The 26905-nt window shown below is 61.6% G+C and carries 23 protein-coding genes; 7 read left to right on the forward strand and 16 right to left on the reverse strand.

Translation table 11 applies throughout. The features are described from left to right. Positions 1 to 350: 350 nt before the first annotated feature. The 5 genes from GO615_RS02660 to GO615_RS02680 all read left to right on the forward strand — a co-directional run bounded on the left by GO615_RS02660 (position 351) and on the right by GO615_RS02680 (position 3863). Positions 351 to 632 carry a hypothetical protein gene (locus tag GO615_RS02660; RefSeq protein ID WP_169125505.1) on the forward strand — a complete coding sequence of 94 codons (282 nt, stop codon included), beginning with the start codon at positions 351 to 353 and terminating at the stop codon, positions 630 to 632. Continuing rightward, positions 629 to 1453 carry a hypothetical protein gene (locus GO615_RS02665; protein ID WP_169125506.1) on the forward strand — a complete coding sequence of 275 codons (825 nt, stop codon included), beginning with the start codon at positions 629 to 631 and terminating at the stop codon, positions 1451 to 1453. Before GO615_RS02660 ends, GO615_RS02665 begins: the two co-directional genes overlap by 4 nt. Before the next feature lie 210 nt (positions 1454 to 1663). Further along, complete coding sequence (locus tag GO615_RS02670; protein WP_169125507.1) at positions 1664 to 1897, forward strand: hypothetical protein; 234 nt, start codon at positions 1664 to 1666, stop codon at positions 1895 to 1897. A gap of 430 nt (positions 1898 to 2327) precedes the next feature. Then, positions 2328 to 3227: a putative bifunctional diguanylate cyclase/phosphodiesterase gene (locus GO615_RS02675; protein WP_169125508.1), complete on the forward strand. Its 900-nt coding sequence runs from the start codon at positions 2328 to 2330 to the stop codon at positions 3225 to 3227. Between the two features lie 192 nt (positions 3228 to 3419). Beyond that, complete coding sequence (locus tag GO615_RS02680) at positions 3420 to 3863, forward strand: H-NS histone family protein (RefSeq protein WP_169125509.1); 444 nt, start codon at positions 3420 to 3422, stop codon at positions 3861 to 3863. Between the two features lie 390 nt (positions 3864 to 4253). Here the strand turns inward: GO615_RS02680 and GO615_RS02685 are convergent, their stop codons facing one another. The 6 genes from GO615_RS02685 to GO615_RS02710 all read right to left on the reverse strand — a co-directional run bounded on the left by GO615_RS02685 (position 4254) and on the right by GO615_RS02710 (position 13710). After that, a complete protein-coding gene (locus tag GO615_RS02685; RefSeq protein WP_169125510.1) occupies positions 4254 to 5084 on the reverse strand; it encodes a hypothetical protein in 831 nt (276 codons plus the stop codon). A gap of 116 nt (positions 5085 to 5200) precedes the next feature. After that, positions 5201 to 7015: an ATP-dependent helicase gene (locus GO615_RS02690; RefSeq protein WP_169125511.1), complete on the reverse strand. Its 1815-nt coding sequence runs from the start codon at positions 7013 to 7015 to the stop codon at positions 5201 to 5203. 3 nt (positions 7016 to 7018) lie between these two features. Then, positions 7019 to 8851, reverse strand: coding sequence for an AAA family ATPase (locus tag GO615_RS02695; RefSeq protein ID WP_169125512.1), 1833 nt, complete (start codon positions 8849 to 8851; stop codon positions 7019 to 7021). Positions 8852 to 9271: 420 nt separating this feature from the next. After that, complete coding sequence (locus GO615_RS02700; RefSeq protein ID WP_169125513.1) at positions 9272 to 11527, reverse strand: hypothetical protein; 2256 nt, start codon at positions 11525 to 11527, stop codon at positions 9272 to 9274. A gap of 5 nt (positions 11528 to 11532) precedes the next feature. Further along, entirely contained in the window at positions 11533 to 12318 is a 786-nt protein-coding gene (locus GO615_RS02705; protein WP_246262117.1) for a restriction endonuclease, read from the reverse strand. A 237-nt stretch (positions 12319 to 12555) separates the two neighbouring features. Further along, on the reverse strand, positions 12556 to 13710 hold the full coding sequence (locus GO615_RS02710) for a competence protein CoiA family protein (RefSeq protein WP_169125514.1): 1155 nt from the start codon (positions 13708 to 13710) through the stop codon (positions 12556 to 12558). An 11-nt stretch (positions 13711 to 13721) separates the two neighbouring features. Here GO615_RS02710 and GO615_RS02715 point away from each other — a divergent pair, with 11 nt between their 5' ends. Beyond that, positions 13722 to 14852: a hypothetical protein gene (locus tag GO615_RS02715; protein ID WP_169125515.1), complete on the forward strand. Its 1131-nt coding sequence runs from the start codon at positions 13722 to 13724 to the stop codon at positions 14850 to 14852. A gap of 210 nt (positions 14853 to 15062) precedes the next feature. Here GO615_RS02715 and GO615_RS02720 read toward each other — a convergent pair whose 3' ends face one another. The 3 genes from GO615_RS02720 to GO615_RS02730 all read right to left on the reverse strand — a co-directional run bounded on the left by GO615_RS02720 (position 15063) and on the right by GO615_RS02730 (position 17530). After that, complete coding sequence (locus GO615_RS02720) at positions 15063 to 15620, reverse strand: hypothetical protein (RefSeq protein ID WP_169125516.1); 558 nt, start codon at positions 15618 to 15620, stop codon at positions 15063 to 15065. Between the two features lie 37 nt (positions 15621 to 15657). Next, on the reverse strand, positions 15658 to 16710 hold the full coding sequence (locus GO615_RS02725; RefSeq protein ID WP_169125517.1) for a hypothetical protein: 1053 nt from the start codon (positions 16708 to 16710) through the stop codon (positions 15658 to 15660). A gap of 151 nt (positions 16711 to 16861) precedes the next feature. Beyond that, positions 16862 to 17530: an SOS response-associated peptidase gene (locus GO615_RS02730; RefSeq protein ID WP_169125619.1), complete on the reverse strand. Its 669-nt coding sequence runs from the start codon at positions 17528 to 17530 to the stop codon at positions 16862 to 16864. Between the two features lie 138 nt (positions 17531 to 17668). Here GO615_RS02730 and GO615_RS02735 point away from each other — a divergent pair, with 138 nt between their 5' ends. Beyond that, positions 17669 to 17893: a hypothetical protein gene (locus GO615_RS02735; RefSeq protein WP_169125518.1), complete on the forward strand. Its 225-nt coding sequence runs from the start codon at positions 17669 to 17671 to the stop codon at positions 17891 to 17893. Positions 17894 to 18133: 240 nt separating this feature from the next. On the opposite strand, the gene GO615_RS02740 is transcribed toward GO615_RS02735, so the two are convergent. The 7 genes from GO615_RS02740 to GO615_RS02770 form a co-directional block, all read right to left on the reverse strand. Next, complete coding sequence (locus GO615_RS02740) at positions 18134 to 20419, reverse strand: SNF2-related protein (RefSeq protein WP_169125519.1); 2286 nt, start codon at positions 20417 to 20419, stop codon at positions 18134 to 18136. 123 nt (positions 20420 to 20542) lie between these two features. Then, positions 20543 to 21559: a hypothetical protein gene (locus GO615_RS28580; RefSeq protein ID WP_211166930.1), complete on the reverse strand. Its 1017-nt coding sequence runs from the start codon at positions 21557 to 21559 to the stop codon at positions 20543 to 20545. Positions 21560 to 21814: 255 nt separating this feature from the next. After that, the gene (locus GO615_RS02750) at positions 21815 to 22159 is read right to left on the reverse strand and encodes a hypothetical protein (RefSeq protein WP_169125520.1); all 345 of its coding nucleotides are present in this window, start codon (positions 22157 to 22159) and stop codon (positions 21815 to 21817) included. Positions 22160 to 22266: 107 nt separating this feature from the next. Continuing rightward, positions 22267 to 22890 (reverse strand): hypothetical protein, encoded by a 624-nt coding sequence (locus GO615_RS02755; RefSeq protein WP_169125521.1) that lies wholly within the window; start codon positions 22888 to 22890, stop codon positions 22267 to 22269. Between the two features lie 168 nt (positions 22891 to 23058). Beyond that, positions 23059 to 24156, reverse strand: a complete 1098-nt coding sequence (locus GO615_RS02760) for a DUF6094 domain-containing protein (protein WP_169125522.1) — start codon at positions 24154 to 24156, stop codon at positions 23059 to 23061. A 523-nt stretch (positions 24157 to 24679) separates the two neighbouring features. Beyond that, the gene (locus GO615_RS02765; RefSeq protein ID WP_169125523.1) at positions 24680 to 25333 is read right to left on the reverse strand and encodes a DUF3275 family protein; all 654 of its coding nucleotides are present in this window, start codon (positions 25331 to 25333) and stop codon (positions 24680 to 24682) included. A gap of 393 nt (positions 25334 to 25726) precedes the next feature. Next, positions 25727 to 26233 carry a DUF3577 domain-containing protein gene (locus tag GO615_RS02770; RefSeq protein ID WP_169125524.1) on the reverse strand — a complete coding sequence of 169 codons (507 nt, stop codon included), beginning with the start codon at positions 26231 to 26233 and terminating at the stop codon, positions 25727 to 25729. Positions 26234 to 26905: the final 672 nt, after the last annotated feature.

Below are 26905 nucleotides of genomic sequence, written 5' to 3' on the forward strand. Positions count from 1 at the left end.
TTCAGAAGATCGGATTTGGTCACGGACTCGCGCTTGGCGATCTCCTTCTCGATCCGGGCGGCGAGTTGCTTGAGCTGGGGGAAGGTGTAGATGGAGAGGGCTCCCATGGGTGTCCCGAGACGCCTCCCACCGGTGGGAGCCAAACCACCAGTGAACCACCAGTTAACCACCAGTTAACCATCAGGGGGACGGCGGCGCCTGCAGAGCCGGAACTCCCCTTTGCTGTCGCCAAGGCGCCAGCCCCCCACCAGGCCCAGGCCCCGCCCGGCGAGACGGCGCTGCAGGCCGCCTGCCGGGCGACCTGGGCAGCCTACCGCCAAGCCTATGCAGACCGTTACGGTGCCGCCCCGGTGCGTAACCAGAAGGTCAGCTCCCAGGTGAAGCAGTTCGTGCAGCGCATCGGCTACGAGGAATCGCCCCTGGTTGCCGCGTGGTTCGTGCAGCACCCGGGGAGCTACTACGTCGGGCGCATGCACGACTTGGGCAGCCTGCTGAACGACGCCGAGAAGCTGCACACTGAGTGGGTGACGGGAAGGGTCATGACCGCCGGCAAGGCCCGCCAGTCCGACAGAACCGGCACGACCATGGCCGCACTCGCCGAGGTGCTGGCCGAGAGAGGAGAGTCGCTGTGAGCGCGAACACGCTAAAGGCCATCGCCGTGACGGCCGAACTGACCGGGACCGAGCTTTCCACGGTGGCGCTGAAGGCCATGGATGTCGACCTGTCCGCCTACCCGGAGGCCGACGTGCTGCACGCCTTGGACCGCTGCCGCAAGGAGCTGAAGGGCCGCCTGACGCTATCGGCCGTGCTCGACCGCGTCGCGGAACTCGACGGGCGGCCAGGCGCGGAGGAGGCGTGGGCGACCGCGCTTTCCGCCGACGACGAAGCGGCGACCGTGGTGTGGACCGACGAGATCGTCCAGGCACTGGCGGTCGCCAAACCGCTCCTCGATGCTCGCGACAAGGTGGCAGCACGCATGGCGTTCTGCCAGGCCTACGAGCGTCTGGTACGTAAGGCGCGCGATGCTAAGGAGCCGTGCCGGTGGTGGGCGTCGCTTGGTCGCGACCCGCGGCAGCGCGCGGTGGCCCTCGCGGCGGCGGTCGAGACGGGGCAACTCACGCATGCGGCCGTCCAAACCCTGCTGCCCGCCCCGACGGAGAGCGATGCGGTGGTCGCGGCGCTCATCGCCGGCGACGACGCGAAGCTGCTCTCCCACGTTCCCAAGAATGGCCGCGACACCGCGATGCACAACCTCCGGTGCCTCCGCGCCCACCTCGCCGAGCGGGAAACCCGGGCAGCGGCGCGCGAGGCGCAGCGCGCGACCGATGAGCGAGGGCGGCAGGCGGCCGTGGAGGCGCGCAAAGCCAGCATCTTCCGCGCCGTGCAGGAGCGCATGAACGGCACGGCTTCGACGGTCGACCGCCCTCCCCCAAAGACCTTGCTTGTTCCTTGAATGCCAACCTGGCATGAACCAGAATGCAAAAACATTCTCAAGCGGCGGCTCCTCGCAGCCGCGCGACCTGTCAGCCCCTGAAACAGGTACGGCATCCGCCCGGGGTTTTTCTTCCAAGTTGCATTCAATTTCCCCTCCGGGATGACCCACGTCCCGGTTCGCGGATCGCGCGTTCTCCCGTCCAGCACTTACCCCCGAGGAGATCGCCATATGTGGCACGACGAACCCGCCGACAGGCCGGGACAGGATCCCCAAGCCCACCTTCCATTTGCCCAATGGGAGGACCGTTTTCGCGAACGCATCGCGCATTACCAGGAGCTGCTGCTCGTCTTTCCTGGCTCCGCCTACCTCGCAAACGAGCTCGCCAACTACCAGCGTTGGTTCCGCGAGCATCTCTCGCTGCGCACCACCGCAGCTATCACCAATGAAGAGCTGCCGTTCTGAAAGGAAAGCAGCATTCCGGGTGGTGAGCCCGGAACGCTCGACACCACCCGCGCGGCCGACCCGCCGTGACAATGCCTTGCGAATACTCGACCGACGCACTATCGTAAATCCGTCCCCTCGACAATTTCTGCGCTCGATCCCCTCGCTCAGCGACGCTCCTTCGATCACCGTTCGAAGCAGCGTCGCGCCTTGCCTCCCCTACGCTGTTGTCTGAGCGACCCGCCCACGCGGGTTGCCTCGTCTCGTCAGATCCCTCGCAGCCGGCGCACGCCGGCGCAGTGTCCAGGCGTTGCGCGCCTGGCCTCGCTCCGCTTTCGCGATCGGTGTCCCCTGCCTCCGCGCCCCGCGCCCGGCTATGACACGTCGAAAAGCCGAAAACCACGGCCGAGACACTCTCGGCCACCCGGCAACCGAGACACGGAGAAAAACCATGCACACGACACACAATTCCCAGGAATCCCCGCATCGGTGGATTCGACGACGCAGTGCCCGGCCCGGGCGTAGGGTCCATCAGGCCACCGACGCTACGATTCGCTCGCACCTTCACATCGGGCGAGACCTCAGACGCGCCCTCGAGCATCACGAGTTCGTCCTTCACTACCAGCCCGAGATCGATACAGGCACTGGCCGCATGGTGGCGGCCGAGGCACTGATCCGCTGGTGGCACCCACAGCTTGGCATGATCGGCCCCGACACCTTCATACCCGCAGCGGAACACGTGGGACTGATCGGTCGCATTGGGCAATGGGTGCTCGAGACTGCGTGTGCGCAGCTTCACGCGTGGCGCGCCGCCGGCCATGATCTCCGAATCGCGGTCAACTTCTCGGTCGAGCAACTGCGCCGGCGCGACATCGCCGACACCGTCGCCCACACGCTCGAACGATTCGATCTCCGGCCGGATGACTTGGTCGTCGAGATCACCGAAAGCATCTGCATGCACGCCCATGACCGCGCGCGGGAGAGCCTCGCCCACCTCGCTCGGCTGGGCGTACGGCTGGCAATCGACGACTTCGGCACCGGCTACTCGTCGCTGAGCTACCTCAAACGCATGCCGGTCCGCATCCTGAAGATCGACCGAAGCTTCGTCGTCGACCTCGCCGACGCCGCCGATGCGACCATCGTGCGAAACATCATTTTGCTCGCGCATGAGCTGGATCTGACAGTCATCGTGGAAGGCGTCGAGACGGCGGCTCAACACGAACTCCTGCGCGTCATGGGCTGCGACGTGGTTCAGGGCTACCTGGTTGGCAAAGGTCTGCCACCGGCCCTGTTTCACGACGCGTTTCTCGCGCCCCGACGGCACGCGATCGTAGGGCAGGAGCGTTGCTGAATGGCCATGTCGACGGACAACCTGGCGCTGCGCGCCGGTCATTCCGATGCGGTCTCGCTATGCCGCAGGAGATGACATGCGCGGTCATCGACACAGCCATCCGCTCCAAGTCGGTCTCGAACTAGCCGGGCATACCCTTTGATCGCTATACAATGCGATCGACTGCCAATAAACGGAAATCAGCCGACGACCATGACCAACCTCTCCATCTACACCTTCCCCCAGCTCAAGCAACTCGCCGCCCGGATCGAGAAGGAGATCGCCAAGCGCGAGTCCGTGACCAAATCCGATCTTCTGAAAAGGCTGACGAAGCTCGCGAAGGAAAGCGGCCTCTCCCTTGACGACGTGCTCGGAAACGCCACTCCGGTTCCGGCGAAAGCTCGGAAGGTTTCCCCCAAGGGGACAGTTACGCGCAAAGAGCCTTTGCCAATCAAATATCAGCACCCAAGCAACCGCGATCTCGCTTGGTCCGGACGCGGACGCCGGCCGCAGTGGGTCGAAGCTTGGTTGGCGCAGGGGGGTGCATTGAGCGCGCTGGAGATCGCAGCGCAAAAGATGGCAAAGCGGAGCATGAAGAAGGCGACCGAAGCGCAGCCGGTAGTGCAGGAACCGCCGGCAGAGGTAGCGGCTGGCTAAGCCGCTTTGGGGGTGTCGGGGAGTTCGAAGCGTCCGCACATTCCGCCACCCCAATTGGCCCGGCGCATTGGCCCGGCGCACCAGGTCATCACTGACCATCCGTCCGAAGCCGCTTCGTCGTAGAACGAGTGGCAGGTTCCCGCGCACAGCACGCATCCAGAGCGGAACCCGAGCGAGTCTTGCTCGGCCATTGCTGTCATTCATCATCCAACCTAAGCATGTCGGCAACGCGCCCGTTATCGGACATCGGTCAGGACAACGGAGCGCCAACAGATCAACGTAGCCGAAATTATGACAAGAGGGCTGCCTGTGCTCGAACTAGCCAGCTGTGCCGCGCGCCCGTACGAGCTGAACTTATTGTTCCGCGCCGGGCCATACAATGCCGTCGAGCTATTGCCGACGATTGTTGAGTATGAGGTCGCCGGCATCCCTCAAGGCAATCTCGTACCGTTCAGGGGAGGACTGTCGAATTTTCTCCACGACTATGCGGTGCTCATCGCTGCTGATCTTAAATTTCTCCACACCGAAGCGACTGGCGATGTCTCCAAGCGAGGCCTTGCCCCAAGAATCTTCAGCCATCCCATCAGGATGCAGAACGACGCTGTGAAAATACCCACGTTCGTTGCGACGCGTTCCTTCAAAGAGTGGCGAGAAGCGTATCGCCAAAAGGGCGACGGGCTGCAGTCCGTTAATTTCATGCATCGCTTCAGCAAATGCAGCGCATAGACCAAATGTAAACCGCGCTGCCTGGTGTGCTGGAAGAAACGGCCGGTTCCTTGGTGGGATTGCGGAGAGATAGTGCTTATTCTCCCGAATCTCCTCAATTGCACGGACAATCTTTCCCTCCTCTGGTTGGCTTCGGAGAGGCAGCGACGAGAGCTTTTCCTCGTCGTAAAATCGAGTATAGACACTCCCGCTTCCTGTACTGATCCGGCGCGCTATCTTTGTGATCGTGTTTTGATTGAAGTCAAAAATTGATCTGATTCCGCGCACATCGAAAATCCGGTCATGATTATCAGCAACGTAGACTCGAAGCGGTTTCAGTTGATCTAGCGGAGTATCTTCCTTGTGTTCGGTGGATGTGGACCACCAGTCAACGTGAAGCAGCCAGCCAGTTAGCCGTGCAAGTGCAACCGCGAAGTTGACACAATCGTCAGCCTCCCATTCCTCGACAAGTTGCGGCCTAAACGAAGTGCGCTGCTTGATCTTCGCTTGCCCCATTTATTAATCCTCGCAAAGTTTCTACTATAGGCGCGGCGGCCCCTGTCGATTTCTGATCACGTGTATGCTTTGATGATCGGCTCGTTGATATGTATAAGGTAAAGAAATGGTCGGTGTTACGGGAGTAGCAGCACGCAAGGGTCTATCTTGGGCGTCATGATAGTGACCCGCTTCTTCCCACGTGTTACGCTAACCCGGAAGTTCTGTCTAACCTGATCGTTGATGGCATTCCTGTCATTTCCACGAACGATCCGGTCAAAATTCGCCACGATTTTCCCCTTGGCGCGTCGAGGGTAGCTCTCGTAGATGATCACTTCGTCGAACTGCTTGCCCTTCGCCTTGTGCATATTCATCACGACCACTCCGGACTCCGGCCTCGAATTAGTCGAAAAATGCTCCTGGACAAACGAGCGTCGTGTCGTGGACAAGGCATTCAGATAACACCCATTATCCCGCCAGTCCTGACTGAGCGCCTGCCTGAACTGTGTTCCGCGCTCAAGTAGACGAATTGCCCGGACATCGTCCGCCACGTCTCTGAGTCTTGAGCACGGGCCCTTCTCAAGAAGGGAGCGTACGTTTTGCCAATCCAGATCTGGATCCCCTGACAATTGGAGCGATCTGACCGTTTCGTAAACCTGGAAAAGGCCGACGAGGACACTGTTTTTTTTGATCGGCTTTCCGACAGCGCTCCGCTCCAGCCATTCCTCGTACGCCTTCCTTAACCCGTCAGCTTCCTTGATATCGCCCTTGGTCGGACTGTCGCCTCCTCGACCATGGAAATAGTTCCGCAGCAGCGACAGAAATAGGTCGAAATGCCCAAGTTCAGCGAATGGCTGCATCAATACGGCGATGATCTCAGCACCCAAAATAGCTGCGTCTAGTTCGATCGAAGCTCTATGGTGAACCCTAGTCATTCCGGCAGGAGGTACTCTCAAGGCGTCGGAGACGAATCTGGTCATCCTCTTGGTCGGTACGAGGATGGCAAGTGACCAGTCCTGCTTGCCTGAATCCACAAGCCGCTTTCTTGCTTCATATGTTTGCTTGACCAACGCTGTCATGGGCATCGCTCCGTTCGCCTCGTAGCAGACGAAGTCAATCCCTTCATAGGTCTCCTGAGTAAAACCACCGGACAACAGGTCGTTGCCAAATTTCGCAATGTCGGTTCCAGGACTTCGATGGTTGTCCTGGCTGAGATCGATTTCGGTTGGAGCGAATGCTGCACGAAAGTGATTCAGGCGCTCTGGGTCCGCCCCGATCCAGTCGTAGATTCTCTGTTCCGGATCGGCAAGAGCAAACAAGGTACTGACGCCGCCCAGAGCCTTGACCACGTTCCATTGTCCAAAATTCGTATCCTGAAACTCATCCAGAATGATCGTCGGGTACATCGTAGAAATGAGCCGACAGACGCGCACACTTCCGTTCAGGATTTCCCCCACATAGGTAGCGAAAAGGCTGAAACAGACGCTCCCCTCATCTCTCGCCAATCGCTGACGCTCTGCCTCCTCTAAATCGTTCCGCTCCTTCATTTCCGCCGGCGACAACTTCGACCCTGATTTAAACTGGCTACGGATTGATGCAAGCGCGATCGCCTCGGACGGGGGCGTAAGGATAGTTAGCCGTCGAGGAAGCCCGATAAGGTATCCATGCGCCTTCAAAATCCGCCAGAAGAACGAATGGTAGGTCTCCACCTCGATGCGACGTTTCTGCTCGCGTGGAATTTGCTGTTCGTGCTCAATGGCCTCGACGACCCGGGACACTGTTGCCCGAGCGAAGCTCAGGAACAAAACCCGTCTCTCCGGAAGCAGATCCTCTTCGGCAATCCGCGCAGCTTTGAGAATCGATACCGTAGTCTTGCCGGAACCGGGGCCCCCCGTAACGAGAAGATGCCCTTCGGCATCCATGATTTCCGACTGCTTGGGCGTAAGATCCATGGGTCACACTGCTTCGCCGCCGGACTCGGCTCCCGCCTCGATGACTTCCAGCTTCGGCTGCGGTGAGCAATAGGTCTTGAGCGTAATGCACGCATCTCGAATCCATCCGGGTATCTCGTTCTCCGTGCATTGGGCGAGGAAATCGGCAACCGCGAGATCGGCCTTCTTCGCCTGGAAATATTCGCTGACAGCCGCATAAAGATCTTCTTGAGGGTTTGGATACTTCCCCTTTAGGTGCGATGGCCATTCGACTGCAAGAGCAAAGCGCGAAAGGGCTTCGATCGTTGTATTCTTCAGAACAAGGTCTTCGATACCCTTTTCCTCATGCATGAACAGCCGATCGACCTGGGGTTCGATGAGAGCCTTGTTCTCTTCGCTCTGCTTATCGCAGAAGGCGAAAGTTTCCTTACCAAGTTTCTTGTAGAGGGCGGAGAGGTCTGGAATGCTCTTCTCGCCACCCGCATCAACAGTGCTGATCCCCAACGCTTCAAGTGGAGCGTATCTCGTCGGGTCCAGCTCCGTTAGACGACGGCATGCGACTGGGAATGCGGCAGCTTCAGTCGCCCCTTCTGCAATCAAGACGCGACGAGCGAGCAAGCCCTCGCAGAAGCGTGTCCGGAAATCCATGCGATACCGCTTCGGTTTGACGCTGTCAGGTAGCGCAATCTTCGATTGGCTAAGCGTCCCTTTGTTGTCTCGGCGAAGAACCAGAGTCTCGTCGAGTGCGAACTCCTCCAGGATGTATGGTGAGTGGGAAGTGAATATAGTCTGAGATGCGAGCTTCCGCACTTCGTGCACGATGCGCTTTTGGGCATACGGGGGAATCGCCGTCTCCGGCTCTTCCATTGCGAAAATGACATTCTGCTTGCCCTCAGCAATCAGGGAAAGCAGCGCGAGGACGAGCATGTTAATCGTCCCGGTCCCTTGGCGGTAAAAAGGTGCCGAATGGTCGCCCTCCCCAGTAGCGATGAACGCAGTAATGACCTTCCTGAGGTTCTCACGTGTCAGGTTAGAAACCTTTAAATGGGGTTCGATGCCCCACTCTTTGGGAACGTACTTCTTAAGAGCAGCATTGATGCTCTCCAAGACTCCCGAGATTCCCAATTCAGGATCGCTGGCAACGGAATAGCCGGAGATGCTTGATATAGTATCTTCCCACATCCTGGGTCGGACCTCCTTCTGTCGCAGGATGATGTCCAGCAGACTTCCGCGTTCTAGGCTCAATGCTCTTGAGCCGGTTCGTACGGAACGGAGATAAAGGAACCCGCAAAACTGCTTATCCTTCTTGGTGAACGGGACAGGAGACTCGCTTTCTGTGAGGCTTCTGGTGTAATAAGTGTTTCCCTTGAAATCATCCTCTTCCGGCTCGTATTGGCCGATGAACGTAACTCTAAGCGCTTCGCCGATGAACTCCGCATCCACTCCTTCTGGATTAGGAATCGAATAGAGCGTATTTGTCGAAGCATCCCAGAATTCGATATCGTCTCCAAATCGAGCCTTCTGCTCATCGCTCAGGTCCGTGATGGTTGCTTCGATTTCAATTTTTGGGGCTTTTTGCTCTACAGCGGGATCTTCCAGAACAACCTCTACCCCAGCATGAAGTTCCGCGGCTGGTTGCTCCGGACCGCCAATCAGATAATTACCCAAATAGAAGTCATGCTCATCAATCGGAGGATTGCGGCTAAGTCGATCCGGTCCGAGAACTAAATCGAGAGCTTCGAGGATCGTTGTCTTTCCAGTGTTGTTATCACCGATCAGTACGCTATGCTGAGGGAGAAATACGGTCGCGAAGTGAATCCCGCGGAAATTGGTGATATTGACGCGACAAATCTTCACGTAAACCTCGGTCGTTATCAGAATGTCGGCATTTTAGTCCGAGCCGGAGACGTCGTCCCATGAACTTTTTCTAGCGTGATGACCAACGGGTCCGACGGTAGTCCGGTTTTGATAGCGCAGCGGCGGCAACCAAGGTCGACGGCCGCAGACCGATGACCCACGAGCCGCTCGGAGAGAACGTGTAGATAGATTACTCAACGAGCCGCGCTCTGCGCTTCGCCCGTCCGAATTCTAGGAGTGGGTCAGAGTGGCGAGATCGCTGAAGGCCAGAACGACTATTCCGGCTGACCTCGAAGTCGCGGGCCGGTACCGGCTTGAGACCTGTCGCTGAGAGGCCCTCCGCTCAGCGGCAGGTGAGGCCGATTAGTGTGAATTGCCCCTCCGACAGGTTCCGGAGTACAGCCGTCAGCCGGCTGGCTGCTAGCTCACAATCGCCCTATGCTCATCCACCCCTCGCCAAACTTCCTCACGCTCGATCACTTCGAGGAATCTGGCGACGCTGAAGCCAGCCGGATACAAGGTCTTGGACGGTTCGCCCTCCACGTCGGGCAGATCGCCCTCGCCCAGGTTCCCGTGCAATAGCCCGGCTGGATCGTCGAGGAGGTGCGAATCGTCTCGCAGCGCGATCAACACTTCCTCCAGCGAGACCTTGAGAAACCCCTCGAACCGCTGGTGGTCGCACTCGATGGAGGTATCGACGATCCAGCCGTGAATGTGCAGCTCGTCCTCCATGCCTTTTAGCGCAAGTTTTTCTGAGAACTCGGAAGGGTCTCGCAGTGCCCGCTCGACCGCTGCCACCTTCCGCCGCAACTGGATGCCCGCCTTGCGGAGTGTCGTCGTCGAATGGAGCCAGGCGTCGCGGTTCGAGCGCCTGAGGTAAGTGGATTTGAGCTCCAGGACGAGCAATACACCGTCACGGGCACAGACCAGATCAACCTCGCCGGGGATCTCAGAGTCGGTCGGCGGCGGCGTCCAATTCAGGACGATACGAAACCCCCTCGATTCGAATAGCTGGCCAAGCCGCTCCTCGATTCGTTGCGTCTCCTGTCGGGCTTCGTCGCGACGTGCCCCCAAGCGACGCAGGTTGTTGATCGCGGCGGAGCTGTTGTTCTGTACCCCCACGACCCATGGCAGTTGCACGAGGAGCGACCCAAGCTTCAAAACAGGCCGCTCAAATAGCCCCGGCTGCACGCCGCCGCCCCCGTCGCGCATCCGCGTGCCCAGTTGCCCCCAGTCACTGGTCCAGAAGTCCAGAATCGCGGCGGCCATTTGCGGACTGCCGTTGGGGCAGTCATCGCGCACCGTCCAGCCAACGATATTTGCGATCTTCTCTGACCGATCGGACCAGGTCAGAGGGAAGCGATTCTGGAACTCGTCTGCAAGTCCGAAGAAGGCAAGGCGACTCAGCGCAGCGAGCGTGTCCCGGCTGTCCTCGAGGTGCTCGGCAAACACCAGCAGAAAGTCCCGCAGGAAGAACGCGGACATCAGTTCAAGCGACAGCAGCGCCGTAAAGAGATGCACTTGCTCGCCAGTGTCGGTGGTCACGGTCTCATCGGCGCCGTACACCTCTGTCAGCCGAAGATGGGTCCGCATCGCGGCGATGTAGGCAAACTGGTTTGCCTCATGATTCTCGGGGCGACCGATGATCTTTCCTGCCTTCTCCGACGATACGAAGGCATCCATCGCCCGGTAGAGCCAGTAGAAATGCAGTCGGTCGAGTTTGCGACCATCCCTTGTCCAAGCTGCCCGCAGAGCCGGGTTGATCCGTTCAATTTCCAGCCGCCGGTCGTGCCGCACGAAGCGGATCGCATCGTCGTAGCAAAACGCCTCGGCCGAGCGCGACAGAAATGCATTGAGCTCGACCTGGTCCGCTATCACCTGCGTGAAGGCCGCCAAGAGATCGTGCCGCGGAGGATGACCTGACGGAGACGGGAAGATCAGCGGAGACAGGTGTTTCGCGACGGACATGGCAGCGTCGTATTCGGATACGCGCAGGGTCTTCTCGGGCGCAGTGGCGAGCTTCCAGCTTACGAGGGCCGCGAGGGCGTCCCAGAATTCCTCGTCCGTCGGCTGCTCCTCTCCCTCGTCCAGGACAACGCCCCCCACGTTTCGCGGGACAAGCGTGTGGAAAGCATGAAGACTCGCGTACAGGATGAGTTCGAATGGCGTCAGTTCAGATAGCCGCGCCCGACTTTTCTCGAGTGCGGTAATGCGTAATTGATGCGCCGCCTCGAATATCTCAAGAACACGGCAAAGCTCCGCGATCTCGGGCGCGAGCTCGGCCATCCCCGCCAACTCCGCGCGTCGTGGGGACGTCGAACGCAAGACGAGTCCCGAGCGCCGCACTGCGTAACACACGGTGTCGGGCAACGACTGCGCGAGCCGCGAGACGAGCGGAACATTAGCCACGCGATCCTGCGAGAAGTAACGTACCAAGGCCAACGTGAAAGGCTCGGTCGCCCATCTCTCAATGGGCACCGCACCTACGACGGCACTGCTCCAGAAGGCTTTGTCCCGCTCTGCCTTCGAGATTTTTTTCTTGCCCCGCAGACGTGGCTTGCCATCCAAGTAGTCTTCGACCACAAGGCGCGCAGCGTCCTCGGGCGTTCTTCCCGACGCCTGCATTCGCTCAAACGTCGCGTCATAGGCGGTGAAGGGCACCTCGGATCCGGACATCGGTACTACCCCTCCACGCCGCGTCGATGCGTGCTCTTGTCGGCCGCACGCATAGGCAACATTGAACGGCACTTCGGAAAGCTCGGGCAGCCCCAGAACGGTCCGCGCTTGCTATCGCGAGCCATCATCTTGGTGCCGCACCCCGGGCAGGTCGGCGTAGTCCAGTCGCCCTCGGTGGCAAACGCCAGAAGGTCCGCACGGGCGGTCTCGGGCAGACGCTCCAACATGGCCAGAAAGAGTCGGCCGTCGACCAAGGTGATCCGATTCTCCGCCGCGAATGCGCGGGCATCATCGGTGAAGCCATTCGGCGCCATGAAAAACCCCTTTTCGACGCTCTGGTGCGCCATGACACCTCGCAGCTCGCGGATCGGCTTCACACCAACGGCCTGGCTCCATGCCTTGCACTGAACGATCGCCGAGCATCGGCCGGGATCGGCGTCATCCTGAAAAAGCCAAATATCGATGCCGCCATCAGCACCCAAGACGGTGGTTTCGGCCCGAAGCCCCTTGACCCGGTAAAACTCGCAGCACACATCTTCGAAGCGTTTCCACTCGATCCGATCGATGACCTCCCGCGTCCAAACCGTCGGACGCTCCGGGATGTCAGGGTGCATCCCCCGCTCGCTGCGTGCACGCAACAAGGCCTCGTCAATCGCCGAGAGCGGCGGATTGCCCGCCGCGGACACCGGCTCAATCCGCCTCATCGACATGCGGTCCACGCTCGACGATGAGGCCCGCACCTGCTGCTTGGAAAAGCGGATCAGGGAAATGCAGCCGAAAACGGCGGCCATCATCCAAACCAAGGGGTAACGAGTGCAGCCACCGCGCTCAGTAGTGGCTGCCGACCAAAGAGAACAGGCACGATCACCAAGGCACCTACGACACAGAAGGCGGACATGCCTGCGGACACCTTCCAGTCCGAAGTGACAGCGATCTCGATGAGCCCCGGTTCGCGGCGGGATTTGCGGTAACGTCGATTCATTGCGTGATTATGCTCAGAGCAAGGAGAGAAGGTGTCACGGGATTGGTCACCACTGTGAATTTCGCGGCGGCATTGCGGGGCAGCTTTGCAGGGCGCCCTCACGTGCCTGCAAGTCCGTCAGGAACTGGTCGAGGTGCTCGTAGCAGTCTTCGCCGCGCAGCAGGCGGGATTCCGCAATGCCGAAGTACACGCAGTGGAGCCCTGCGGCCCCGGCGAACTCCGACAACGCTGCGTCGTACTCACCGGTGCGGGAACGGGGCCCGGAACTGCCGAAGGTCACGAGACAGGAGCGATCACCATGGGGGTGATGCCGCAGAAAAGCGATCGCATGGGTGAGGTGAAACACCTTGGGCTCGGGATAGGCGCCCGACAGCACGGCATGGCGCCGTGCGGGGTCTTTGGGAATGAGTCCCATGGCAGGGTGAAAAACCATCTCCACCACCTCCACGTCACCCTCCTCAGCCGCAATTTCGCGCTGAGCGTCCGCGGCCGTCCTGACGCGGAGCTGGCTTTCGGTGAGGGGCTTCCGCCGCAGCGCTTCAGCTTCGCGCATCTCCTCCTGCAGCCTTTGCCGCAATTGCGCCTCACCCACATGAAACACCCATTGCCGGATGCTCATATCGGTGCGCAGCGCGAGTTCCAACGTGGTCAGGTTCCATCCCCCGCTGCGGTACATCCGCGACAGATCGAACTCAAGCGTCGACACGCGATGGCCTTGAAGTCGGTTGCGTTTCGCATCATCGACCGCATGCGCGACTTTCACCTCGCACCAGATCTGCTCGTTCGCGCAATGAAGAACCACATCAGGTCGCACGCGAAGATTCGACCAGGGCGAACGGGCACGACGCTCGTCGGGAAGTTCTGATCGACGCACAGACAAGATTCGGCCCGGCAGCGCGCCTTGCCGTCCCGCTTCGTGAACAAGCAGTGCGGGCAGTTCAACCCACTGCCAACCCGCGAGGATCTGCCGAGCCGCCCGGTGCAGTGCGCTTTCGCGACCACCGTCGCAAGTCGGACGCGCACGACCGGCGACGTGATGAGCGAAGTGGTGGCGATTCTTCCGACCTTTCCGCGCCTGCAGTTCGGTGCCGCAGTTCGGGCACACACATTCGCACGCCAATCCGCGCTCTACCATCCGGATATCAATCATGCGGCCGGTCTTGCGGGATAGGGCAAAATCGAGACCTTCGTCATTTTTCATTGGAATGCTCCATGAGTGCCAAGGACGCACCCATGCTCGACGTCGAGCCCCAGCAAAACGAGGGAAGATCGCGGGAAGAGTCAGGAATGAAAGCGGAACCGTCTGAATCGGAAAGACTTTTTGCTCAGGCCATGCTGCTTGCCCGCGCTGCCGAAGTGGGCACGGAAGCGGCTGCGAGCAGCCGCGAAAGTGGCTGGAAGGGCGACTGGCTCGTGCTGTTACAAGCGCTGTGCGGCCTCACCGCAAGACAGGCCGCGGCTGGTGACCCCACCCCGGTTTTCACCGCCGAGCGGCTCCGCGAGGAAATTGCGTCGATCCTCGGCGCGCCGGAAGCACAGTGGTGGTCGGACGATTCCGATTCCGTGCGGAAGAAATTCGCCAACGCATGGAAGGCGCTGGAGAACGATTTCAATCGCCTGGACGGGCACCTTCTCGGTCGGGCAATGAAGAATCGCGTCGCGGGGCAGATCGTGCTCAATGCTCCGGCTCGCCTGGGCACGACAAACGCGATGGGCTACGGTTTGAGCGTCCGACCGATCGAACTTCCTGCGGCACAACCGACGGTGGCGCCCCCCTCCGTGGCCGCCGACGCCAACCGATCGGGGACGGCACCGTTGGAGATCACCTATCAGGAGGAAATGGAGGTCTACCCCATCCCTGGCCTCAAGCGCCCCCTGAAGCTTTCGCTGCCGGGCTTGCGCGCCCTGATCGTCCTGACGCCGATCATCGGCGCGCTCGTCGCGGGCGGTTTTCTGGTGTGGTTCCTCCTGACGCTTTGGATGTCGAACGAGGCGCCGCGCGTCCTCTTCCAATGGACGATTCTTACCGGCCTTGTCGCGGGGCTGATCGCGTGGATCTGCCACCCCTTCTACGTGCTGATCAACGACCGCATCGTGCGCGCGCCGACGCTACTGGAAGCAACGCTCCCGCTCGGCCACGTCCTCGTGCTTCGCCGCGAGGGCGAAAATCGTGTGCTACGGATGGTGCGCTTTACCGCGAAATGCCCGATCTGCGAGGGCGAACTCACGATCGAGAAAGGCCGGCGACAGCATCGCGGACGGCTTGTTGGCGAATGTGGGCGAAATCCGGTCGAACATACGTTCTCATTCGATTTCATCACCGGCAAGGGACGGCAGCTGTGAACGGAGTGTGAGCGCACTGGGCGCAAATAGATCACAAGAACCATCGAGAGATCAGCACTTTCGCAATGCAGCATCGGAATATGGAAATGCTGGATTTCGCAGGCAAGTCGCACTATCGGTGCTCAGGACTGCAGGATGTCGGCCGAAGCAATCAGTCAGCGATACAACAGAAACCGCTGGAATACACAACAAGCCGGACACTCCCTCCGGTCACTGAACCAGGCCGGACTTCGGATCAAACACCTTGTTGTATTGCTCCAGATCCGAATTTGGATCAGTTTTTTCACTTTGGGACTTGCGAAGTGCTTGTACCAGTTCAGTGCGCTCTTTCTCGTCGCGCAGCTGCTGAGCCACCTTCAGCTTGAAATCTTCAGCCTCATCGATCCAGAAGTGCGTGAGGGCGAGGAGGTACAGGGCGAAGAAGAAGCCGGCAACCCAGCTCACGGCTACCAAATAGCCAGCGGCGGAGTCTGCCGTGACTCCAACAGCGAAGCCGAGCAGAAAGACTGCTATCAGGTAAAGAGAAGCTAGCCAGAACCGTAGCGTTCGCTTCCGAACGATGGTAACGAGATTTGCTCGCTGAATATCGGTTAACCCATCCATCCCGCACAGATCGCGGAACTTAGAGATCGCGAGAGCGACCGGTGCTAAAGCCACGCTACATACCCAAGTCAGTTTTCCGCTCCACTCTCCGATGGTCTTTGCGCCCAGCACTTCGACCAGCCAGATCGCCAGAAAGGCGAAGATCGGCGCCAGGATCACTGGCACCCAAATCTCGAAGTAGATCGACTTGTGAGACGCCATCTCATGCCGGGATTGCGCTAGCGGACGCAATCAGCGAGGCAATCAACGGTACTTGCTCAGTCACCGGCACCTTCTCATCCTTGAGGAAATCGCCCTCGGCCAATCCCAGCAACCAGCTGTGCATTTCATCGAAAAGCTCAGGCATATCGACGTGGCCATTGTGGCAAGCGACAACAATGGGCTTTGAGAGCTTCAGGTCGTCGCCTTTCAACGTGCCCAAACCAGGAACCTGTACCGAGATATCATCGCCATCGACATTGCGCAGTGCCCGCGCAATGTCGTTGATAACCTTCTGCCCCTCTTGAGTCGTGGTGCGCTGGTAGGTCACCTCCAGGGAGATTTGGAGATTCCCGTCCAGGGCATCGTCCAACTTCAATCTCTCAAAATCCTTGATGCCAATAGCGGCCTTCAGGATGTCCACTGCCCGGCCGACCGGCGTAAGCCGCAGCTTTTTCTCATTCGTGACCTCGGTTGGACTGGACGGGGTATCGGGAGTCGTTTCGTGAGCCATGGCAGATACATAGGTAACCTTCTTGACCGGCCTGGACGCAAGCTGGTCGGTGGTCATCCTGGGTGGATGATCCACCAATTCGAGGCGATTGTGAGTACCTAGTACCCCGCAGGCGGACAGGAACCAGTTTAGGTACAGCTCCAGCTGCTTGCCCTTCAGGCCGCTGGACTGCATCAGGACGACGTGGTTGCCCCTGATGCCGAAGTACAAGATGGAATCCAGGAACTCGGTCTGCTTCTTGTTGGGCAGCTCCGGCGGCGCCACCTGCGCCACCGGAAAGGCCGTCAGGTTGCCGTCCACGGTCAGGAAAAGCTTGTTGGTACCGTGCTCATAGGTGATTAGGTTCCCGCAGAGCCGGCCGCGGTGGTTGGTCGTATGGTTGATCAACCGACAGTCCCCCGTCGCCGTGACTTTCTCGATCCGATTGGCGACCAGGCTGTTGACCTTGAGGGCCGCCGACAGCAAATCCTCCAATGTGCGGCTGGGCGTCAGGAATTGTGCCCTGCGATAGTGCAGCGTCTTCGGTTTGTTATCGGTCGCCATTGCCAGCCTTCGATGTGAATGAGCTGGCGGCAATGATACATAGCATTACGCGGCTGTCCTACACCGTGTCAACGCCAAAAAAACCGCAACAAATCCCATGTGTAGCCCTTCGGCTTAGCCAGTCGAATCCTTTCGGTAGGATCGACGGAGCCTATTTCGGGTCGATAAGTCCGGCGCCCTCATTCCTCACGTTTCCCACGGCTTTACCGACTGGATGCAGCGCAAGAACATCATCCGCACAGGGCGAGAGTCGCGCCTGCAGCGCGACAAGATCACCTTCGGGGTCCAGCCATGCCCCATACGTATCCGGCGCAAGAATCACCGGCATGCGCGCGTGCAGCGGCTTCATGAGCGCATTCGCATCGGTGGTCAGGATGGTGAAGGTGTCGATCCGGGCGCCGTCGTCCGGCCGATGCCAGTGCTCCCACAAGCCGGTAAGCGCCAAAAGCTGCTCATCGGTCGCATGGATGTAGTACGGCTCCTTGCCGCCGGCGACCGCCTTCCACTCGTAGAACCCATTGACCGGCACGATGCAACGGCGCTTCCGGTAGGCCGCCCTAAAAGAGGATTTATCGGCCACCGTCTCCGGACGGGCGTTGAAGAGCCGGTCGCCGAGGGCTTCATCCTTTGCCCACGAGGGCACCAGCCCCCAGCGCAGCAGATGCACGACGCGCTCACCGTCTGATCGCTGCCGGATGACCGGCAGCCACTGGGACGGTGCCGCGTTGTAGCGGGCTTCGAATTCGAGCTCATCGACCTTGGCGTCGAACTGCTCCCGGATTCGGGAGACCGGGCCGTAGAGCGCGTAACGACCGCACATGGGTGAGCCCTCCGGCAAGTGCTTGATCGCCATCCTGATCCCGGCCAAGCGATACGACAAGCCCGAGGACGTGGGACGCGTGGTGGTTTGCAGTCGACTGAAGACTGAATAAAATTACAGCACTAGAAAGGATCTGCCATGACCACCACCCACCACACCTGTCCGCACTGTCACAGCCCGATCGCACTCGACCGCTTCGAGTACGCGACCGACGGCGAGCATTTCTTCCGTATTTGTCCCGAGTGCGACCACACCTTGTTGATGGTCGATGGCGAGGACTGGCCGGTGCGCGTCGAGCCCGTTGGAATCGACGCGAGGGGGTCTGCGGCCGCGCCCCGTGCCCGGAACTCGGTCGATGCGTGAAGGGTGCGCCGTGCTGATGATGCCCGCCGACCTGTTGCGCGCTCCGCTCGACGCGCCGGGCATCGCCAGCACGTCGCAGGTAGCGAACTTCGGACAACCACCAATGCGGTGTGCAACAGCGCCTGGTCAGTGCTCCTCACGACAAAGCTTGAGGAGCAGTCCCGTCGGCGGGGCCAGGGGTGCGAGATGCGAGAGGAAGGTGATGCCAGGACGAGGGCTGCCGCCCCCGCCCTGGCTTCGTCACGCCGCCAGCCTCTTGGCCAGCGCCACCTCGATGCTGTCGCCGGACTGGTTGAGGACGTCGAGGCCCGTCTGCGGCATGTCACCCGACGTGGATTGCGCAACGGCGATCTTCTGGGCCATGAGGGCGAGGCAGTCCATTTGCGCCGATTCCGCGTATCCGAAGAAGTGCACGGCCACGTCGTTCCGCTGCCCGATGCGCCATGAACGGCGCGAGGCCTGCTGCAGGGTGTAGCAGTTGTAGCCCGATTGCATGTAGGCGATGGTCGGAAAATCGAGCAGGTCCAGCCCTGTTTTGACGAGTTCCGGGTTCGTGATGAGCACGTCGACGCCGCGTTCGACCTGGTCGGCCACCCAGTCCTCGCGCCGCGCCGCTTCAACGCTCGCGCGCAGCACAGCCACCTTGAAGCCGACGCGCTCCAGGTGGACCCGCAGACGACTCGTGGTGTCTCGGGTTCCGGTGTAGATGGAGTACGCGAGCACCTTGCGCCCCTTGCCCTTTTCCTGCCGGCAAAGTTCGATCAGCGTCGCTTCCTTCGGGCTGACGTCTTCGTCGCCGAAGATTGCCCGCTGAAACGCAAGCTGGGCGCCAGTGCGAGGATGCCTGACGAGCTCGTCGCGGAAGCAGCAGTCAGGCCACGCCAGCAGCACCTGGAGCACGACCCCGAGCAGCGTGGCGTCGCCGCAGCGCAGTGTCTGGCGCAACTCGGTAGTCAGGACGCCCGCGAGCTTCGTGTAGCCCTCGCGCTGGGTCTCCGTCATCGCCACCGCTTCGAACACCTCGCGATACGGCGGCAGCACGTCGCCGCCGATGTCCTTGAGCTTCAGGAAGACCGTGCAGGGCAGCACGTACCGCATGATGCCCTTCGGGCCGAAGCCGGGGGCCTTCGCTGTTCGATGGCTGATCGTCTTGCCCTTCGCGGTCCGATGGGAGCGGCTTTCCACCTCGCGGTAGATGTCCTTCACGACGCCGTGGTCGCGCATGAAGGCCATTGCTGCCGGTCCTAGGCTGCGACGTACGTTCGTGCGGTAGCCGTCCTCAATCATCGCCCTCGGATTGAGACGCCAGAGGAGGTAGAAGAGGTCGTCGGCGTACCCGCCCATCAAGGTGCCGGTCAGAAGGAGCGTCTTGCTGCACTTGGCGGCCAGGACGCCCATGGCTTGTCCCTGTGCGCTTCCGGCGTTCTTGTACTCGTGCCCCTCGTCGACCACCAGCAAGCCGAAGTAGCCTTGGGGCAAATACCGTTTGATGAATTCCGTCGCCTGGTAGTCGCCCTGACCGAAGCCGATCTCAAGGGCGGCCATGGCGCGCTCCATGCGTGCGGCTTGGCGGTCGGAGAAGACGAGCTCGCCCTCCTCGTCCATCAGGTTGATGAACTCGTGCACGTTGTCCGCCAGCATGGCGCCGAGCATCTCCTCGCCAAATCGTTGGACCAGGTTCTCGGCAGTCTTCGCGCCGATGGTCGGGAGCTGCTGTAATGCGTCCACGACGAGCGCGCGATGCGAGCGCTGCGGCTTGCCCTTGCGGGTCAAGCTCCACAGGCGCCCGCTGCAGTGCGGGCAAGCGGTTCGATTCTCGTCGAGCACCACCTTGGCCCGCGCCGCCGACATCGGCAGCTCGGCATCGTTGGCCTTGTCCGTCAGCCATTGCCCGCAATCCGGACAAGTGGCGTAGGCGACGACGTGGCGCACACCGAGCTCGTCTCGATACACCGTCCTGCGCACGTTGAACGCGGGCCGCCAATGAAAGCCCATTCGCATCCGCACTCGCCCGAGCACAAAAAACTCCGGCACGGCGGGCGCGGTGCGCATCGCGCGCAGGGTAAGGAGCTTCTGCAGCGTGTCCGGGCCATTGAGTATCCAGACGCGAGCATCCGGCACGGTCAACTGGATCTCCCGGCGCCACTTATAGACCAGGTGCGGCGGGGACAGCACCAGGGTGCGACGCAAACCGGCCTCGTGCATCACGACGGACGCGGCGATGGCCATCATGGTCTTGCCGGTTCCCATCTCGGCGTTGAGGATCGCCGCGGGGTCGCCGGCGTCGAGCAGCAGGCGCGTCACCGCCTGGACGGCATCGCGCTGCGCCGGAAAAGGCTTCCGGGCCAGCCGATTCATCAGCGCGTCGCGCCGCGGATCCGCCGCGCCGTCATAGACGGGCGGATTCTGGCGTCGAACGGCGTCCAGCAAGCTGGCGCCGAAGTCGTCGACGAACTCGGCCAGCGACAACTGGGCAGGCTCCGGCAGGGCAAGGGCCGGCGCGAAGTCAGCATGTGCGAAATGCATCGAGGTCTCCTTCAGAAGACGGAGACCGAACCCCATGCGGGGTACGTGTCCCCGCATGGGTTTGAGATGGACGAAAGGGGCGACAGCCGACACGCAGACCGTATTCGTCGGTGAGTTTGTCGCTCAGTACTCGTCGGGCAGCAGCAAGGTCGTGACGCTGCGGTCCGCTTCGGTGATGATCCACAAGGTATTGGCGCCGTATCCCGCGCTCGGTCGAGCCGGATCGATGGGATACGCAGCGAATATGCGGCAGTCACCCAATCGAACGGCCTCGTCGTTCAGCTCAGGCTCGGAGCTCACGCCCCAATCGCCCTGCACGTAGGCGCGGAGACAGCGGTCGACGAGGTCCGGATGACGTTCGAGGAGCGGTTCGACCCCTGCCGTCATGACCACGCGACCGAGTTGGAACAAGGGTTTGGCCGAAGCCTGTGCGCGCGGCAACGCTTCAGCAATCGCCCGGATTCGTTCCGCCGCATCGGCGGCCAGGTCGTCCGCCTCGAGCGTCAACAGACCCTGCTTGACGGCCATCGAAACGATGTCCTGGAAGCGATCCTCCAGCGTGACGCGGACGCCCCCGACTTTGCCGAGCGGTGGAAACCTGAAGCGGCTCAGTGGCATGCAGAGCCGATCGCCCAAGCCGTCGAGCAGCGGATCGCACCAGTGGTCGAGGAGCGGCAGCGGGCTGAGGTTCTGGATCAGGGCCCAGAGTTGGGAGCGCGGCACTTCCTGCTCATCACTCACCAACCAGGCGGTTGCCCCAGCTCGGTCGGGCTGAATCAGAACCGGGTCGTAAAGCCAGGTGTGGGTCAGGCTTCCAAACAGGTTCCGGTCAGGGAACCGGCCCGTGAACTTCTGTAGCCGCTCCGGCTCCGGGACGAAGACCGTGTGTCGTGCTCCATCCTCGGTCAGGTTGAAGCTTGCCTGCCCCGCCTGGAGCAGGCCTCCCTGATCCCGACGCACCGAGAATGCCGACATGAACTGCAGCGCGGCGGTGTCGCGTCCATACAGGGAGAGCAGCAACAGCTCACCGTCTTCACCGCGGACGCAGGCATCCGCGTACAGATCGGAGAAACCCTCGATCGACAACATGATGGGTTCCGCCTCAATCGCCCGTGGCGACCGGATTTCAACGTTTTCCATGACAGAGCTCCTCGTGAGATGGGGAGATGCCGCCCCCATCGGGGAAGCGGATCTTCCCGATGGGGTGGATGAATGGACGAAGGCCCCGGGCCCCGAAGGGCCGTCGCTGTTTCAGGGGCTGACAGCACGCGGCGCCGACTCGATCGAGTCGCCGGCAATTTCATGAGTTCGCTTTCTCAACTACCTCGATGGGGCAGTGGAGAAAGCCCCCCGCACCGACCGGCGCGGGGGAAGACAGCTCCTTGGATTGGGCTCTCAATGCATGTGAGCGGCCAGTCGAGGCACCGCCGTGCACGCAGGCAGCCACACCCGCCCGTTGTAACTCACGTAGGCGATCTGCTGGCCGCAGCCGTCGAGGACTTGTCCGCCCGCCCAATTGCCGCCACCGACGTTGTGCTCGTCGATGAAGCGGCACACGGCGCGGCTTGCGTCTCCGAGCGTCGCGACCGGCACCAGTCGATTCCGGACGCCGAGCAGTGTTTGAGCGGGATCCTGACCCAGGTCCGGGTTACCGGCCGTCATCAGGGCGACGCGAAGCGGTTGAAGCTGCGCGAGCTCGTACTCGTCCGCCACGCGGATGAAGTTTCGCGATGTGTGCATGATTCGCTCCTGAGAGTCCCGTCGGCCGCCCCACCCCCCGGGTGTGCGACCCGGCGGGTGATGAGGATGACAAAGGACTTGCGGCGGCACGGCCGCCGCAGGAGAAACTACGGGTCGCTGATGCGCCGAACCGGAAGCAAGAGCAATTCGCCCTGCGCGAGCACCGATATCAGCACCTTGTCGCTGGGCACACGTACCGACCGCGCGATCGCATCGAAGAACGGCGACTGATCGGTGAGATGGTCGGACAGGAGGCGCGCCAGGTCGCTCAGCACGCGGTGGACGGCCCCACCGGCAGCGGCGGAATCACGCGTGTCCTGCAGCCGCTCCGCAACGTGCGTGAGAAGCGCGGCGCCCAACGGAAACAGGGCCTCCGGCCAGTCGATGCCGCCGTCGCGCCCGATCGGGATCTCCATCTGGTCGGCGCCCGCCTCGGGGAGCAGTACGCACAGGCGGTTCAGGGTGCTCGCCAGCGCGTGGTTGAAGTTGGCCCGAACCACTCGGAGGGTCGACCAGAAGGTCTCGGCCTCGTCGGGCGCCCGGCACACCAGTGGCCAGACGACCTCCGTCCGCGCAAGAGGGCCCGGGTGGCACAGCAACGTGGTCTGAAGATACTCGAGGCACCCCGCTCGCCACTCGGGATCCGTCATCGAGCGGTTGCGGCCCGCGCTCGAAGGCACGGGCACATCACGGTGTCGCACGAGCACCCACATATCGATTTCCTGCTGCATCGTGTTCTCCCAAGAAGGATAGATGGCTGGAAGACAACACCAAGGTGAGCTTGCCCCGGAGAGCGAGCCCCTTCGGGTCGCGGTGGCGGTGATCAAGGCGCCGGCGCCGAGGGCCGGCAAGGCGGAGCGGTGCTCCGCAAGACCAACGGGCAGCGCGCCCGCCCTGCCCTATTGGATCGTGACGACAGACCCGAACCCGGGCCCCGGCGTGAAGTCGATTCCACGTATCACGGGTACGAACCGGTCGGTGAGAATGACGGTTTCGCTGACGGTCCCGTCCGAACTTTCCGCAAGCTCGACGGAGCGGACCTTGTCCTTGTACGTGTCGCCCTTGATCAACAGGGTGCGACCGCCGCCCGAGGTCACGATGCCGTGAGCCTGGCCCGCCGCCAGCGCCAGTGCCAGGTGCCACCGGCCCATTTCGGTCAAGGGCGGACGGTGGACGCCTTTCGCGCCACCGAAGTGGATCCGGAACTGCGGCCAGAGCGTATGGGGGTGCAGTCGCGCCACCTCGGCCGCGAGCTGTGCGGCGTCGATGCGGACCGCGTGGAAGTGAGCTTCCCCACCTGCAATCTCGGGCACGGCATAGGGCTCGGCGGTCCAGCACTCGGGCAACACCTGGTCGAGCGCCTCGCCCTTGCCGGCGGCGATGAGCGCCGACACGGTGCGTGGTTCAGGCCGATCCGAGCGGCGCCGAACGCCGAACACCACGCACTGCTTGAACTGCTGCTCCGGCGCCATATGGAAGCGAAGGCGATCGAAGTTGCGGGCGAGCAGCCCTGCGAACTCCGCGTCGATCACGTAGTAGGGCACGATGAGAACGAGCACACCCCCGAACGCGAGGCTTTGAAAGGTCCGCCGGAAGAAGATCTTCTCGAGCCGGTCCGGTCCTTTGTCGCCGGTCTGCGCCCGATCCGCGACCGCGTCGCCATAGGGCGGATTGAGGAACAAGAGCCCCATCGATCTGGGCGCTACGACGACGTCCTGGATGTCGGCGTGAATCGCGAGGTCCAGGACGGTTTTTGCATGCCAGGCCCGCTCGGTATCGAACTCGACGCCGAATGCCTGAACAGCGGCACCGCATTCTGCGAGCGCGTCGCTGACTCGGTGGAGTGCGGCGCCTTCTCCGCAGCACGGATCCAGGATCCGCAGCTCGTTGCCCGCCACATCGAGGGCGGCAACGATCCGCTCAAGCGTCGCCTGGTCGGTCGGGAAGTAGCCGTTCTTGATGAAATTGTGCGCCAGGCGCGGGAATATCAGGGCCATGGAATCTTCTCCTCGGAGAGAACGTGTGGGACGAGGACCCTCGGCAGGTCGATCGCGACCCGCGGGTGGTGGTGGACGATGTCCCGGAGCGATAGGCTCGGTCCTGTTGCAGGGACTGACAGGTTGATGAATCAGGCAACACACACGCGGCGGGCCGACCGCCGCGCGCGGCAAACGGACTCCCATCGTCGGTCTGCCCCGTGCAGGCCGACGATGGGAACCCTTTGGTTCCGCTTGGACGAGATTTGGACGATGCCTTCGTCACACCCGCGGACCCAGGCGCATGGCCCTGGAAACCCGTGGCTCGGGTGCGAGGCACCCCGGAGGAAGGCGTGGGTGCCGATGAAAGGGCGCGCGGGGCAAAACCGCCGACGCAAATGCCGCAACACATCGGGCGTGCTGCTGCCCAGTTGTTCATGGCCCCTCGCGGGCTTTCCGAATCGCACTCGTCCCGTGACGCAGTGATCGCGATTCGAAAAGCCCGCGCGCGGGCTGGCGGCCGGCGTCGGCCGCGGGGATTACTTTAGGATGCGTCCGCCTTCGCGGCGACGTAGGCCTGATACCGATCGGATTCCTCCGGATACCAAACCTGCTCTTCCGGCACGAAGCCGTATTGGAGTCCGGCTTTCAGGCGGTTGCGCTGCTCCCGAAAGCGCCGGCGATCATCGAGGGTCGGATCGAGCTTCACCGGTTGGCGCGCCGCAACCAGCGCGTGGAGTTCATCGCCGAAGAGCGCGAGGTCGGGTGATTCATCCAGCCCCGTGCTGGGCGACGCCGGCGGCGCCCCGTCCCCCTGCCCGCGTTCGATCGCGGGCGCATTGCTTCCCTCCAGCTCGCGATGCCCAACACCTGGATCACCGGTGTGGGCCGAGATCTCGTCAGCAGGGTCGGGTTCGATCGGCGCTTCCGGCAGGCTCCTTTCGGTGCCGCTATCAACGTGCAGATCGACGAGTCGGGCGCGGATCTCCAGCACGAGCCGGCCATTGCTGGCGTAGGACCAGGGGAAGATGCGCTGGATGATATAGCGCCCCGCGTAGCTCCCTTCCTCGAACTGGTCGAGGATCGGGTCCTTGACGCGAAACTCGCCGATGTCGGTCAGCAGGTCGCCGACACAGAACGGCCCATTGGCCCCCTTGATACGCTTGATGTTCAGGGTCCCTTCGACGGTAATGCTCACGATCGCGATCTCCGAATGTGACATCGGAGGCCTGCCCGCCCAAAGGGGACGAGCGCCCCGATGGGTGGTTGAGAATCGGACACCGAATGGGTCGAGCCCTCGGCTCCTGCGGCACAAGGGGGCCACCAACGTGATCGGTGGCCCCGGCTTTGAAACATGCACCGGGTTTCCGGACCGGTACAGGATCGAAGCGGACAGGCAAAACCCTGCCGACGGACCCCGGGCCTGACGGCCGTCCCAGCTTCAGGGGCTGACTGGGCGCACGACGCACGTTTTTGCCGAAACGTGCAAAACGGCTGGAACAACGACGAAAGGTTCTTTCTTCAGACCGCGGCCTGGAGAAAGAGCCCTTCTTGATGAAGGGCTCTGGGGTTGAAGCGGCTGACCGCGTGATCACCCGAGGGTGCCGTTGCGCTCTTCGTGAGCGCTTTCGGCCGACTCCTGAACAGCCGTGGTCTTCGGGCGCTCGAAGACCGTTTCACCGTCCACCTTGACGTGCGTCAGCAAGAGCAGACGGCCCTTGATGATGACTCTCGGTTCCTTACCCGGCTCACCGGTGTCGGAATCCTTGACGTCCGCATAGTAGAGATGGGGGTAGATGTCGCCCACGCGGAATGACACAAAGACCTTGCGGTCCTGCTGCACATCCTGCTTGAAGCGTTCAACGAGCTCAGTGCACTCGGCACCGACCACTCGAAGGTCAAAGTACGTGTACGCGGGTTCCGTGACGGCCCCATGAACAGCATTGATCGCGCATGCGAGAAAGGGCTCGCCTCGACGACCACCGCCGCGCGGTTTCACCCACCGGACCCGGCCCAAATAGCCGCATCCCTTGGTATGCAGATCGAAATGCTCCTTCTCGGGAGCGGAGTTGGAAGCAACTTGCTTGGATTCGGTCATGACGGTCTCCAGACAAAAAAATCGGGAGACCACCTCCCATGACCGGGAAGAGGATCTTCCCGATCGGGTGGGTGACACAAACGGAACCCCAGACCTGACGGTCGTTCCGGTTACAGGGGCTGACCGGACGCAGGACAACGGCCTCATGGCCGATTGCTCAAATTTATTCTACGCCACGAGCAGGCTGCGTCAACGGGACAGCATCAGCGAACCTTAAACCGCGCACCTCAAACCGCCTTGCATTTCGCCGATTGATCAGCGATAGTCCCCCGGGGCAGAGATGGTCTTGTCCGCCCGACAGCCCCCTTCGCATACGATTGCGGCCGCACTTCCTTGCGGCCCACTTCCGATCGGACAAGAGTCACTTCGGAACGCCTCTTGGGGTACCCAGTACCCCGACGACCCATTCAGACCGGCTGCGCCAACCGCCCAGACGCCGCGTACTTGCCTGGACAGCCCCTTCGGCCACACGTCCTCTCACATTTGTGGCGACATGCTGATGCGCCGAATTTGACGCCACCAGACCGGCGGCTGCCGCCTCTTCCATTACGGGAGAATCCGACACGCCGATTGCGCTCTCCGATGGAACGCCTGGGCGAGAGGAACTGCACACAGCTTGGCGCGATCCGCGCCGTGATGACCTGACATTCCCCGGACATGGAGGTGAGGGAT

The organism is Aromatoleum evansii (genome assembly GCF_012910805.1).
GTDB classification, from domain to species: Bacteria; Pseudomonadota; Gammaproteobacteria; order Burkholderiales; family Rhodocyclaceae; genus Aromatoleum; species Aromatoleum evansii.

Bases quoted from the DNA above. Each gene is read 5' to 3' on its own strand.
- GO615_RS02725 (WP_169125517.1), bottom strand. From the start codon at position 16,710: ATGGCGACCGATAACAAACCGAAGACGCTGCACTATCGCAGGGCACAA.
- GO615_RS02735 (WP_169125518.1), top strand. From the start codon at position 17,669: ATGACCACCACCCACCACACCTGTCCGCACTGTCACAGCCCGATCGCA.
- GO615_RS02685 (WP_169125510.1), bottom strand. From the start codon at position 5,084: ATGGGGCAAGCGAAGATCAAGCAGCGCACTTCGTTTAGGCCGCAACTT.
- GO615_RS02755 (WP_169125521.1), bottom strand. From the start codon at position 22,890: ATGCAGCAGGAAATCGATATGTGGGTGCTCGTGCGACACCGTGATGTG.
- GO615_RS28580 (WP_211166930.1), bottom strand. From the start codon at position 21,559: ATGGAAAACGTTGAAATCCGGTCGCCACGGGCGATTGAGGCGGAACCC.
- GO615_RS02670 (WP_169125507.1), top strand. From the start codon at position 1,664: ATGTGGCACGACGAACCCGCCGACAGGCCGGGACAGGATCCCCAAGCC.
- GO615_RS02710 (WP_169125514.1), bottom strand. From the start codon at position 13,710: ATGAAAAATGACGAAGGTCTCGATTTTGCCCTATCCCGCAAGACCGGC.
- GO615_RS02770 (WP_169125524.1), bottom strand. From the start codon at position 26,233: ATGACCGAATCCAAGCAAGTTGCTTCCAACTCCGCTCCCGAGAAGGAG.
- GO615_RS02730 (WP_169125619.1), bottom strand. From the start codon at position 17,530: ATGTGCGGTCGTTACGCGCTCTACGGCCCGGTCTCCCGAATCCGGGAG.
- GO615_RS02715 (WP_169125515.1), top strand. From the start codon at position 13,722: ATGAGTGCCAAGGACGCACCCATGCTCGACGTCGAGCCCCAGCAAAAC.
- GO615_RS02680 (WP_169125509.1), top strand. From the start codon at position 3,420: ATGACCAACCTCTCCATCTACACCTTCCCCCAGCTCAAGCAACTCGCC.
- GO615_RS02705 (WP_246262117.1), bottom strand. From the start codon at position 12,318: ATGGCCGCCGTTTTCGGCTGCATTTCCCTGATCCGCTTTTCCAAGCAG.
- GO615_RS02690 (WP_169125511.1), bottom strand. From the start codon at position 7,015: ATGGATCTTACGCCCAAGCAGTCGGAAATCATGGATGCCGAAGGGCAT.
- GO615_RS02750 (WP_169125520.1), bottom strand. From the start codon at position 22,159: ATGCACACATCGCGAAACTTCATCCGCGTGGCGGACGAGTACGAGCTC.
- GO615_RS02675 (WP_169125508.1), top strand. From the start codon at position 2,328: ATGCACACGACACACAATTCCCAGGAATCCCCGCATCGGTGGATTCGA.
- GO615_RS02700 (WP_169125513.1), bottom strand. From the start codon at position 11,527: ATGTCCGGATCCGAGGTGCCCTTCACCGCCTATGACGCGACGTTTGAG.
- GO615_RS02760 (WP_169125522.1), bottom strand. From the start codon at position 24,156: ATGGCCCTGATATTCCCGCGCCTGGCGCACAATTTCATCAAGAACGGC.
- GO615_RS02740 (WP_169125519.1), bottom strand. From the start codon at position 20,419: ATGCATTTCGCACATGCTGACTTCGCGCCGGCCCTTGCCCTGCCGGAG.